We start from the raw sequence: 11124 nt of genomic DNA, 5'->3' as shown, positions 1-11124 counted from the left end.
GGTTCCAGGTTGCGTTCGATCTGGGCGGACGTGAGGCCCAGGCCGCCGAGGCGCAGGTCGTCCCAGCCCTGGAGGCGGTGGGTGGCGCGGCTGAAATACATGACGGACAGCTCGATCGGGGTGGGCTTCTCGTGTTCCAGGCCGCGCATGCCGGCGCCGCCGGTGGAGCCCTGGACGAACAGGCGGGTGCCGGTGGGGAGGATCTTGGACGAGCGCCTGTGGGCGTGGCCGCCGAGGATGAGGGGGGTGAGTCCGGAGAACGCCTCGCCTTCGGTGGGGTCGTGGCTGACGACGACGTCGGGGGTGGTTCCGGTCTCGCGGAGCTTGTTGGCCAGGCGGTCGCCCTCGGCGCGGATCTGGTCGGCGCCGGTGAAGTCGTCGCGGGTGCTCTTGTCGGGGGTGAAGCGGGGGTCGCCGACGCCGTAGATGCGCAGGCCCTCGACCTCGCGGGTCTCGTCGTCCAGGACGATGGCGTTCTCCTGGTCGGCGACCGCCTCCTCGGTGCCCTTGGAGTCGTGGTTGCCGCGGACGTAGACGTAGGGGACCTCCAGGGCGGAGATCTCGTCGGCGAACCTGTCCTCGGCCTCGCTGCCGTGGTCCATGAGGTCGCCGGTGTCGATGATCAGGTCGACCTTGAACTGGGTGGTGACGGACTTGATCACGTTCCAGGCGGCGGGGTTGAGGTGGATGTCGGAGACGTGCAGGACGCGGATGGTGGACGGGTCGGGCTCGTAGGTCGGCAGGGTCGAGGTGGTCGCGTACAGCTCGGAGACGTTCCCGACGAGGCGGGCGAGCTGGGCGCGGTACTCGGAGAAGCGTTCGACGATGCTGCGGGCGTCGCCGACGATCTGGGGCGCGTTGGCGAGTAGGCCGGTGTAGCGGGGCTCGGCGATGGAGTGGGGGTTGAACGTCGCCCAGGTGAGGACGGTGACGGCGACGAGGCCGAGGGCGGTGGAGGCCATGCCGAGGAGGGCGCGGCGCCAGGAGCGGAAGAGCGCCAGCCCGGCGAGGAAGCCGGCGGCGAGGGCGATCAGGGTGGCGCGGACGAGGAGGGCGACCACGCCGTCGCGGATCTGGTCGGCGATCTGGTCGGTGAGGCGGTCGACTTCGGCGCCGTCCTCGATCAGCCTCTGTGCTTGCTCGGGACGGACGTCCTTGAGGTTCGCCTCCAGCGAGACGGGGCCCCAGTGGGTGTCGAGCTGGAGGGAGCCCAGGGGCGGCAGCTCAAGGATCGTTCCGCCGTGCAGGGACGGGTGGAGGCTGAGCTGGACGTCGGTGGGCCCCACGGGGGTGGTGGTGCGTCCGCCCAGGAGAAGGCCTGCGTAGCCGGCGGTCATGCCGACGACCATGACGAGCAGGAACCGGGCCGTGCGGCCGGTGACGGCCGGGCGGACGCGGCGGGTGACGGGGGAGCAGAAGGCCTGGACGCGTGCGGTGGCCGCGGCGGCGCGGGCCTTGGCCGGGGCGGCGCGGGCGAGGACGGGGCGCAGCCCTCGCGAGGCGCCGAGGCGGAGGGTCGCGAGGGTGTCGGCCAGCCTGGCGCGGACCTTGGGCACAAGTTCCCCTTCTGTCGAGCTGTGAACCTTTTCATCCTCGGGGGCTGCGCCCGGGGCGGCCCCTGGCGGCAGGCCGGATGAAGAAGGTTCAATGACCAGTGTGATCGAGTTGTCGCGTGATGCGTTCGAGGACCTGGTGGGCGAGGCTCTCGACACGATCCCACCCGAGCTGACCGCCCACATGCGCAACGTCGTCATCGTCGTCGAGGACGATGCGCCTGAACGCGGACTTCTCGGCCTGTACCAAGGCGTACCCCTCACTGAGCGCGGCGACTGGTACGGCGCCGTACTGCCCGATCACATTTCGATCTACCGCAACGAGATACTCGAGATCTGCGACACCCCGGACGACGTGGTGGAAGAGGTCAGGATCACCGTGGTCCACGAGATCGCTCACCATTTCGGGATCGACGACCGGCGGCTGCACGAGCTCGGATACTGAGCCCATGAATTGCGCACTCTAGGTCACGCAACTGCCACGTAGCGTGAGTTAATAGGGAGGGTCGCCCAACACCGGGCGGGCTGAACTGGAGCGTGCGTGGCGGGAAGGCAGACCGGCCGGCATCGTCGTCCGCCGGAGAGGCAGGCCACCTACCGCGAGGTGTTCGCGGTAGGTGAGTTCCGTGCCCTCTGGCTGGCTCAGGCGCTGTCGTTCATCGGTGACCAGCTGGCGCAGGTCGCGCTGGCCGTCCTCGTGTACGACCACACGGGGTCGGCGCTGCTGACGGCGCTGGTGTACGCCCTGACCTACATCCCGCCGATCGTGGGCGGGCCCGTGCTGGCCGGGCTCGCCGACCTGTTCCCCCGCCGCACCGTCATGATCGTCTCCGATGTGCTGCGGGCCGGGCTGATGGCGTCCATGGCGCTGGTGCCGATGCCCGTCGGCGGGCTGTCCGTCCTGGTGTTCCTCACGGTCCTGCTGGGCGCACCGTTCTCCGCGGCGCGCGCGGCCGTCATGCCGGACGTCCTGGAGGGCGACCGTTTCGTGGCCGGGACCGCGATCAACAACATCACCCACCAGGGGACGCAGATGCTCGGGTTCCTGGCGGGCGGCGCGGTCGTCGCCGTCGTCGGGACGCACGAGGCCCTCGCCCTGAACGCCCTGACGTTCGGCGCCTCCGCCGTCATCCTGATCGGCGGGCTCCGGCGGCGGGCGGCGCCCAAGGGGCGGCGCGACGGCGACTCGCTCGGCCTGTGGCGCGGGACGCGGGACGGCGCGCGGCTGGTCTTCGGCGACCCGGCGCTGCGGTCGCTGGTGCTGTTCGCGTGGCTGTGCGCGTTCTATGTGATCCCCGAGGGCCTCGCCGCGCCATACGCGGCGACGTTCGGCGGCGGCGCGGTCACCGTGGGCCTGCTGCTGTCGGCGATGCCGACGGGGATGGTCGTCGGCGCGTTCCTGTTCAGCCGGTTCGTCCGTCCCACGAACCGGCTGCGCGCCATGGGCTGGATGTCGATGCTCGCCAGCCTGCCGCTGATCGGGGCGGGCCTGCACCCGCCGCTGTGGGGCGTCGTCGCGCTGTGGGCGCTGTCGGGCGTCGGCAGCGCCTACCAGCTCGCGGCCAACGCCGCGTTCGTGACCACGGTTCCGGCGGCGGGACGGGGCCAGGCGTTCGGCCTCGCCCAGTCCGGCATCCTCGCCGGGCAGGGCCTCGGCATCCTCGTCGGCGGCGCCGCCGCCCAGGTGCTCGGGCCCGAGACGGTGGTGGCGCTCGCGGGCGTGCTCGGGCTGTCGGCCGCGGCGATCCTCACGCTCGTCTGGAACCAGGTCCGCGGCGATGTCATCGGCGGCATGCGCGGGCGCGCCGAGCCCGTCGCCGTCGCCGTCGCCGCGTCCCACACTGGCGGCGACGACGTGTCCAGCGGCCTCAGCCGCTCGGCCTCCGCGTCCTAGACCCCCTGCCAGGCGCCCGTGGTCAGGCGCCGGTGGTCAGGCGTGGGTGCGGTCCTTGTTCTTGTTGATGGCGTCCTTGGACTTCTGGACGGCGTCCTGGACGGTCGGGGAGTCGCTCGCCTTCTTGAACAGGTCCTCGGCGATCGACTTCGGTGCGCCCTCCTCGGGGATGATCACCCATGCGATCGCGTAGAGCGCGATCCCGGCGCCGCCGAAGAGCGTGAAGACGGCCAGGCCGAGCCGGATGATGTTGGCGTCGATCCCGAGGTACCGCGCGGCGCCCGAGCAGACGCCGGCGAGCATCCGGCCGTCGTGGGTGCGGCGTAGCTTCTTGTCGGTGGTCCCGGTGGTGTTCTTCTCCATGTCCATGCCTCGATGATGCCCACCGGCGGGCGACTCTGACATCCGGATTCGCCCTGATAGGCCCCTGAGTGAACCCCTGACCGTTCCGGGAGGTATCCCCGACGTACCCTCGTGGGCGGGACAGCCCCGCCGAAGGAGGCCCGGTATGGACGTGCTGCGCGTCGACGACCAGCTCACCGACGAGGAACGGATGATCCGCGACACCGTGCGGGCCTTCACGGCGGAACGGGTCGCGCCGCGGGTGGCGGGCTGGTTCGAGGCCGGGACGTTCCCCGTCCGCGAGCTGGCCCCCGAACTGGGCAAACTCGGCCTGCTCGGCATGCACCTCAAGGGCTACGGCTGCGCCGGGATGAGCGCGGTCGGCTACGGGGTGGCGTGCCGCGAACTGGAGGCCGCCGACTCGGGGCTGCGCAGCTTCATCTCCGTCCAGGGGTCCCTGTCGATGACGGCGATCCACAAGTACGGGTCGGACGCGCAGAAGGACGAGTGGCTGCCGAAGATGGCGGCGGGGGAGGCGCTCGGCTGCTTCGGCCTGACCGAGCCCGACCGCGGCTCCGACCCCGGCGACATGCTCACCCGGGCGCGGCGCGACGGTTCCGACTGGATCCTGAACGGCGCCAAGATGTGGATCACCAACGGGTCGGCCGCCGACATCGCCGTCGTCTGGGCGCAGGCCGACGACGGCATCCGCGGCTTCCTCGTCCCCAAGGGGACCCCCGGCTTCACGACCGGTGACATCCACCAGAAGATGTCGCTGCGTGCCTCGGTCACGTCCGAACTCGTCCTGGACGACGTGCGGATCCCCGCGGACGCGATGCTGCCGGGCGCGAAAGGGCTGAGGGGGCCGCTCGGCTGCCTGTCGGAGGCGCGCTACGGCATCGTGTGGGGCGCGATCGGCGCGGGACGATCCTGCTACGAGGCGGCCGTCGACTACGCCAAGACCCGCGAGCAGTTCGGCAAACCCATCGGGTCGTTCCAGCTCACGCAGGAGAAGCTCGCCTGGATGGAGGTCGCCCTAGGGCAGGCCGGTCTCACCGCCCTGCACATCGGGCGCCGCAAGGACGAGGGGAACGTCACACCGCAGCAGGTGTCGTTCGGCAAGCTCGCGAACGTCCGCGCCGCACTGGACGTCGCCCGGCAGGCCCGCACGGTCCTCGGCGCCAACGGGATCACGCTCGAATACCCGGTCATCAGGCACATGAACAACCTGGAGAGCGTCCTGACCTACGAGGGGACCCAGGAAGTGCATCTGCTCACACTCGGCAAGGCCGTGACCGGGCTGGACGCGTTCCGTTAAGTGACGCTTGAAGCCTCCGCGTAGGGTTATTCACTGGACGTCCTGCCACGGACCTGGGCAGACTCACCGCCCGGGATCAACCAGAGCCAGCAGGCCAAGCGATCTAGCAGAGGGAGCGGCATGAGAGTCGGCATCGTCGGGGCCACCGGACAGGTCGGGGCCAAGATGCTCGAAATCCTGGCCGAACGCGGATTCCCCGTCGACGAGCTGCGGCTGTTCGCCTCGGCGCGCTCGGCGGGACGCAAGCTGCCGTTCGACGGCACCGAGGTCACCGTCGAGGACGCGACGGCCGCCGACTACTCCGGCCTCGACATCGTGCTGTTCTCCGCGGGCAAGACCACGTCGAAGGCGCTCGCGCCGAAGGTCGCCGCCGCCGGCGCCGTCGTGATCGACAACTCCTCGGGCTGGCGCCTGGACCCGGACGTCCCGCTCGTCGTCGCCGAGGTCAACCCGCACGCCGCGGCGAACCGTCCCAAGGGGATCATCGCCAACCCGAACTGCACCACGATGGCCGCGATGCCGGTGCTGCGTCCCCTCCACGACGAGGCGGGCCTCACCGCGCTCGTCGTCTCCACCTACCAGGCGGTGTCCGGGAGCGGGCTCGCGGGCGTCGCCGAGCTGCACGACCAGGCCGCCAAGACCGTCCAGCACGCCGACAAGCTCACCGGTTCCGGCTCCGCGGTGGAGTTCCCCGAGCCGAACGTGTACGTGCGGCCGATCGCGTTCAACGTCCTGCCGATGGCCGGGGCGATCGTGGAGGACGGCCTCGCGGAGACCGACGAGGAGCAGAAGCTCCGCAACGAGAGCCGCAAGATCCTGGAGATCCCGGGCCTGAAGGTGTCGGGCACCTGCGTCCGCGTCCCCGTCTTCACGGGCCACTCCCTGCAGATCAACGCCCGGTTCGACCGGCCGGTCAGCCCCGAGCGGGCGAGCGAACTCCTGGCGGGCGCGCCCGGCGTCGTCCTGTCGGACGTGCCGACGCCGCTGGAGGCCGCCGGGCAGGACCCGACCTACGTCGGCCGCATCCGGCGTGACGAGACCGTCGACAACGGCCTCGCGCTGTTCTGCTCCGGAGACAACCTCCGCAAGGGCGCTGCCCTCAACACCGTCCAGATCGCCGAACTGGTCGCCGCTGTGTGATCTGCAGGAACGGCCCACTGCGCTCGCCTAGCGGCTCGCTCCGTGACCGTTCCTGTGCGAGTGCTGCATCGCTTCGCGATCTTCCCGGTGAGGCTCGCCTTCGGCGTCGCCTCACCGGTCAGGTAACGCACTCGCGTGCGTGGCTGAGGTCACCCTGAAGCGTGCATCAGCTTGCGCGGCGGCCTCGGACCTCCAGGGTGTCGAGGAGGGCGGCGGTGGTCTGCGCGATCTCCTCGACGGCGCGGTCGAACGCCTCCGCGTTGTGGGACGCCGGGGCGCGGAACCCCGAGATCTTGCGGACGTACTGCAGCGCTGCCGCCCGCACGTCCTCGTCGGTCACGTCCTCCGAGTAGGGAGGACGAAGCGTCTTGATACTGCGGCACATACCCCCATTGTGCCCTCCACCACCGACAGCCCCACGTACGCGACGCCCTCCACCACCGACAGCCCCACGTACGCGACGGCCTCAGCCACCACCTCAGCCACGCAACAACCCAAACCGTCGCGATCGCGTCCGAAGGCAGGTTTCGAGCTTGCGAGAAACCTGATCGCGCAGCGAGCCCCTAGGGCGAGCCGGAGCGATGCAGCGATCGCACCGCAGTGCCCGCCGAAGGAAGGCGCGCTAGCGCCTGACGCCAAGGGCACTGCTATAAGCAGAGAGTGTCCAGACGGCGTGGGCGATGGCGTCGGAGTTGCGGTCCAGGGCCGTGTCGTTGATGTTGGCCGTGGTGTCGCAGTAGGCGTGGTAGCAGCGGTCGAACGCGACGCCGGCCTGGCCGCCCCACAGTTGCGCCTGCCGGGTGGTCTTGCGTCCCTCCGCGCCGGTGAACAGCCCTCCGGCGGGGATGCCTACGCGGATGAACGGGCCGTAGTCGGAGCGTCCGTCGAACGCGGTGTCCTGGACGGGCACGTTGATCGCGGCGAAGTGGCTCCGCAGCACCTGTTCGATCTCGGCTGAGCCCGCGGGCCCGCCGCTTCCGCTGGAACCGTCGCCGTCGTAGGCGAAGTAGCCGGCGTTGGGGGAGCCGACCATGTCGAAGTTGAGGTAGCCGCCGATCCTCGACCGTTCGGCGGACGACAGGTTGTTCACGTAGTACGTCGACCCGATGAGGCCGAGTTCCTCGGCGCCCCACCAGGCGAACCGGAGATGGCGGCCGGGCTGGTGGTCCGCGCGGGCGACGGCGAGCGCGGTCTCCAGGATCGCGGCGGATCCGGAGCCGTTGTCGTTGATGCCGGGGCCCGCGGTGACGCCGTCGAGGTGGCCGCCGACCATCAGGGTGTCGTTCGTGTCGCCGCCGGGCCAGTCGGCGAGCAGGTTGTAGCCGGTGGCGCCGCGGTAGCTGAACGACTGGATCGCGGTCTGGTATCCGGCCGCGTCCAGCTTGCCCTTCACGTAGTCGAGCGAGGCGCGGTATCCGGGACGGCCGTGGGCGCGGTTGCCGCCGTTGGCGCTGGCGATGCGCTGGAACTGCGACAGGTGCGCCTTGACGTTCGCGATCGGGATGTCGGGGGCGGCCGCCGTCGTGGGCGCTGCCGTCGCGGTGGCGCCGGGCAGGAGAGCGGCTGTCAGCGCGGCCGCCGCTCCGAAAGTCGCCATCTTGCGCGTTCTCATGTGTTCCTCCGGTGGGGGTGCGGCCCGTGACGGGGGAGCAGGCCCCGTCACGGGCCGCGGGCGGGGGGCGGGCAGGAGCAGATGATCAGGCTGGTCGTTCGGCCGGCCGCGGTTCGCCTCGTCGCCCCCGAAGTGCACTCCTCCCTACTGAAAGTGTCAATGAATCCATTTCATACTGGATTTTCAATTCGCCGGGAGCTGTTAATGGAAGTTTGGGAAACGGGGTTCACGCAGCACGGACGGGCCGGGCCGGTCGGGCCGGCCCGGCCCGTCCGGTCGGGAACCTTCGGTCGCGAAGTGGACGCCCAGCGCCTCTCGCGGATGTCCGCTAAGGGGCGATGTTGCGGCAGAGCCAGGAGAGGGCGAGCGGATAGCGGTAGTCGATGCCGCCGTGCGCCGCGTCGAACAGCTCGAAGTGGATCACGTCCTCCTCGACCCCCGCGTCCAGGAGGGCCTGGTGGAACGCCTGCGCGCCGATGTCCAGGTACCACTCGTCGCGCGTGCCGCCGTCGATCCAGATCGCCCGCTGCGAGCGCATCGCCTCGGCGTGCCCTGGCACCATCCGCACCGGGTCCCAGGCCAGCCAGCGCTCCCACACGTCCTGCCGGATCACGCCGTTGACCGGGTCGAACGGCAGCTCGGGCGTGCCGTCGTCGCGTGCGGAGTAGCAGACCGCCATGCCGAGGATGTTGAGCAGGTCCATGTCCTCTGGCTTGGTGAACGCCACGCGCCCGTTGAAGTCGTCCCACCACCGCCCGATGTCGCCGCCGTACTTGCGCAGATGCCGGACGCACTTGGGGAACTCGGTCAGGTAGCAGTACTCGAACAGCGCGTCGCCCGCGTGCGTCGCGAGCGCCCCGAACAGGTCGGGACGCAGCATCGGCGTGATCATCGCGCCGTAGCCGCCGCTGGACTTGCCGCTGATCGCCCGGTGCCGCGGCGCGTCCAGCGTCCGGTAGTGACCGTCCACCCAGGGGACGATCTCGTCGCAGATGTAGGAGTGGTACCGGCCGGTGCCGGGCGAGTCGACGTACTGGCTGCCGCCGTGCGCGGTCCACGCGTCCACGAACACCACGATCGCGGGCGGCGCCTCGCCGGACGCGAACACCGCGTCGGCCGTCTCGGGGAACGTGTGCCGGTAGGGCGTCCTGTTGCGCCAGATCCCGGCATGCCCGGTGAATCCGGTGATGACGTACACGCTGGGGTAGCGGCGGTCCGGGTCGTCGTCGTACCCCGGCGGCACGTACACCAGGACGGGACGCTCGTGCGGGTCCCCCAGCGGGTTGCCGCGCAGCAGTCGGCTGCTGACGACGTGCTCTTCCAGGCGTCCGGCGAGCTCCGCGGACCACGGCTGCATGCGCTCTCCCTCTTCGCGGGCGATGACCACCTCGACGCTAACCCAGCCCGCCGCACGCGTGCCCACCCCGCTGGGGCCGATGTCACCATCCCCCGGCTCGGCTCGTCCACCTCGAAAAGGGGAAGGAACCGCATATGACCGAACACGCCAACCGCCTGCGCGGGCTTCACCGTCCCGGCGACCCGCTGCTGCTGCCGAACGTCTGGGACGCCGCGAGCGCGACCACCGTCCAGGAAGCGGGCTTCCCGGCTCTCGCCACCGCGAGCGCCGCCGTCGCCGCCATGCTGGGCTACCCCGACCACGAGGGCGCGCCCGCGGAGGAGATGCTGGCCGCCGCCGGACGCGTCATTCGCGCCGCGTCCGTCCCCGTCACCGTGGACGCCGAGGCCGGGTACGGGCTGCGGCCCGCCGAGCTGGTCGAACGCCTCCTCGGCATCGGCGCCGCCGGGTGCAACCTGGAGGACACCTACGCCGGGGAACTCGCCAAGCCCGAGGCGCAGGCCGAGTACCTCGCCGCCGTCCGGGACGCCGCCGGCGACGCCCTGGTGATCAACGCCCGGGTCGACACGTTCGTCAACCAGGTCCCGGACCCGGTGGACGCCGCGATCGCCCGGGGCCGCCTGTACTTCGAGGCCGGCGCCGACTGCGTCTACCCGATCACGGCGCCCCTGGAGGCCGTCCCGGCCCTGGTCGAGGGCCTGCCGGGGCCGGTCAACGCGAACAACTTCCCGGGCACGTCCCTCGCGGACCTGGCCGCCATGGGCGTCGCCCGGGTCTCCTACGGCCCGATGCCGTTCCTCCAGGCACTGGAGGCATTGAAGACGTTCGCCACCCGCGTCCGAGCAATGGAGGACCCCTACGTCTGACCCGCTACTTGTGGCACTGTGAGGGCGCTCACCTTCGGGCGCCCCTTGCAAGCACTCACTTACGATGGCACAGTGAGACGAAAATCGCCTCTATGTATCAGGGAGTGAGGCTCGTATGACCGAGACCGCCGAGGAGACGTCCACGAACGTCCTCCAGGACTCCATGAGCGGACTCGCGCTCGCGGCCGCCGCCGCGAACGTCGTCATGCAGCTCGCCCGGCTCCCCGTCGGTCACGGCGTCGCCAACAGCAAGGTCGACAGCGGCCGCCTCGACAAGCACCCGGTCAAGCGGACCCGCACGACCCTCACCTACCTCGCCGTCGCGCTGCTCGGAACCGATGACGAGCGCAAGAAACTGCGCCAGGAGGTCAACCGCGCCCACCGGCAGGTCCACGCCAAGGAACCCGTCGCATACAACGCCTTCGACCCCGAACTCCAGCTCTGGGTCGCCGCGTGCCTCTACCAGGGCGTCGAGATCATCCACCGGACGCTCTACGGCGAACCGTCCGCCGAGGAGATCGAGGCGATGTACCGGGCCGGCGCCCGCCTGGGCACCACCCTCCAGGTCAAGGAGGAGATGTGGCCAGAGGACCGGGCGGCGTTCGAGGAGTACTGGCAGGACGGCCTCAGCAAGATCGAGATGGACGACCTCACCCGCGGCTACCTGCGCGACCTGACCGAACTCCGCTTCGCGCACACCCCGGTGCGCCAGCTGCTCGCCCCGACGAACCGCTTCCTCACCATCGGCTTCCTGCCGCAGCGGTTCCGCGACGAACTCGGCTACCCCTGGACGCCCCGCGACCAGCGCCGCTTCGACCGCCTCACCCGCGTCCTCGCCCGCACCAACGGCGTCCTCCCGCGCCCTGCCCGCGAGTTCCCCTTCAACCTCTACCTCCGCGACTTCCGCCGCCGCGTCAAATCCGGCCGCCCCATCGTCTGACCCGGCCGTCACCGGGGGACCGCTGAAACCAGCGGTCCCCCGGCAAGACCCATGAAGGATCAAGCCGGGGGAGCCAGGGGAGCCGGGGGTCAGCGGGGGGAC

The 11124-nt window shown here is 70.6% G+C and carries 11 protein-coding genes; 6 read left to right on the top strand and 5 right to left on the bottom strand.

All coding sequences use genetic code 11. The features are described from left to right. Window positions 1-1556, bottom strand: a 1556-nt coding sequence (locus tag E1285_RS38890; protein WP_243723360.1) for a metallophosphoesterase, incomplete at its 3' end; no start/stop codon positions are given. Window positions 1557-1656: 100 nt separating this feature from the next. Between E1285_RS38890 and E1285_RS38885 the strand changes: the two genes are divergently transcribed. After that, window positions 1657-1998, top strand: coding sequence for a metallopeptidase family protein (locus tag E1285_RS38885; RefSeq protein WP_132159608.1), 342 nt, complete (start codon window positions 1657-1659; stop codon window positions 1996-1998). A 96-nt stretch (window positions 1999-2094) separates the two neighbouring features. Continuing rightward, complete coding sequence (locus E1285_RS38880; protein WP_132159607.1) at window positions 2095-3447, top strand: MFS transporter; 1353 nt, start codon at window positions 2095-2097, stop codon at window positions 3445-3447. Window positions 3448-3483: 36 nt separating this feature from the next. Here the strand turns inward: E1285_RS38880 and E1285_RS38875 are convergent, their stop codons facing one another. Further along, a complete protein-coding gene (locus E1285_RS38875) occupies window positions 3484-3816 on the bottom strand; it encodes a PspC domain-containing protein (RefSeq protein WP_132159606.1) in 333 nt (110 codons plus the stop codon). Between the two features lie 139 nt (window positions 3817-3955). Between E1285_RS38875 and E1285_RS38870 the strand changes: the two genes are divergently transcribed. Next, window positions 3956-5107: an acyl-CoA dehydrogenase family protein gene (locus E1285_RS38870; protein ID WP_132159605.1), complete on the top strand. Its 1152-nt coding sequence runs from the start codon at window positions 3956-3958 to the stop codon at window positions 5105-5107. A gap of 120 nt (window positions 5108-5227) precedes the next feature. Continuing rightward, window positions 5228-6247: an aspartate-semialdehyde dehydrogenase gene (locus E1285_RS38865; protein ID WP_132159604.1), complete on the top strand. Its 1020-nt coding sequence runs from the start codon at window positions 5228-5230 to the stop codon at window positions 6245-6247. 166 nt (window positions 6248-6413) lie between these two features. Here the strand turns inward: E1285_RS38865 and E1285_RS38860 are convergent, their stop codons facing one another. From E1285_RS38860 to E1285_RS38850, 3 genes are all read right to left on the bottom strand, one after another. Continuing rightward, window positions 6414-6632, bottom strand: a complete 219-nt coding sequence (locus E1285_RS38860) for a DUF2277 domain-containing protein (RefSeq protein ID WP_132159603.1) — start codon at window positions 6630-6632, stop codon at window positions 6414-6416. Window positions 6633-6869: 237 nt separating this feature from the next. After that, window positions 6870-7844, bottom strand: a complete 975-nt coding sequence (locus E1285_RS38855; RefSeq protein ID WP_207947134.1) for a M28 family metallopeptidase — start codon at window positions 7842-7844, stop codon at window positions 6870-6872. Window positions 7845-8187: 343 nt separating this feature from the next. Then, window positions 8188-9216, bottom strand: coding sequence for an alpha/beta hydrolase-fold protein (locus E1285_RS38850; protein ID WP_132159601.1), 1029 nt, complete (start codon window positions 9214-9216; stop codon window positions 8188-8190). Window positions 9217-9350: 134 nt separating this feature from the next. Here E1285_RS38850 and E1285_RS38845 point away from each other — a divergent pair, with 134 nt between their 5' ends. Both E1285_RS38845 and E1285_RS38840 read left to right on the top strand, forming a co-directional pair. Beyond that, complete coding sequence (locus tag E1285_RS38845) at window positions 9351-10082, top strand: isocitrate lyase/phosphoenolpyruvate mutase family protein (protein WP_132159600.1); 732 nt, start codon at window positions 9351-9353, stop codon at window positions 10080-10082. A gap of 115 nt (window positions 10083-10197) precedes the next feature. Then, window positions 10198-11022 carry an oxygenase MpaB family protein gene (locus E1285_RS38840; RefSeq protein ID WP_132159599.1) on the top strand — a complete coding sequence of 275 codons (825 nt, stop codon included), beginning with the start codon at window positions 10198-10200 and terminating at the stop codon, window positions 11020-11022. Window positions 11023-11124: the final 102 nt, after the last annotated feature.

Origin of the sequence: Actinomadura sp. 7K507, assembly GCF_004348425.1 — a bacterium.
GTDB lineage: Bacteria > Actinomycetota > Actinomycetes > Streptosporangiales > Streptosporangiaceae > Spirillospora.
Note: the sequence above shows the minus strand (reverse complement) of the source record. Positions and strands in the feature narration are given on the sequence as shown.

What these genes read in the sequence shown, in the direction of transcription:
- E1285_RS38845 (WP_132159600.1), top strand. Translation starts at nt 9,351, where the DNA reads ATGACCGAACACGCCAACCGCCTGCGCGGGCTTCACCGTCCCGGCGAC.
- E1285_RS38850 (WP_132159601.1), bottom strand. Translation starts at nt 9,216, where the DNA reads ATGCAGCCGTGGTCCGCGGAGCTCGCCGGACGCCTGGAAGAGCACGTC.
- E1285_RS38840 (WP_132159599.1), top strand. Translation starts at nt 10,198, where the DNA reads ATGACCGAGACCGCCGAGGAGACGTCCACGAACGTCCTCCAGGACTCC.
- E1285_RS38860 (WP_132159603.1), bottom strand. Translation starts at nt 6,632, where the DNA reads ATGTGCCGCAGTATCAAGACGCTTCGTCCTCCCTACTCGGAGGACGTG.
- E1285_RS38870 (WP_132159605.1), top strand. Translation starts at nt 3,956, where the DNA reads ATGGACGTGCTGCGCGTCGACGACCAGCTCACCGACGAGGAACGGATG.
- E1285_RS38865 (WP_132159604.1), top strand. Translation starts at nt 5,228, where the DNA reads ATGAGAGTCGGCATCGTCGGGGCCACCGGACAGGTCGGGGCCAAGATG.
- E1285_RS38855 (WP_207947134.1), bottom strand. Translation starts at nt 7,844, where the DNA reads ATGGCGACTTTCGGAGCGGCGGCCGCGCTGACAGCCGCTCTCCTGCCC.
- E1285_RS38875 (WP_132159606.1), bottom strand. Translation starts at nt 3,816, where the DNA reads ATGGACATGGAGAAGAACACCACCGGGACCACCGACAAGAAGCTACGC.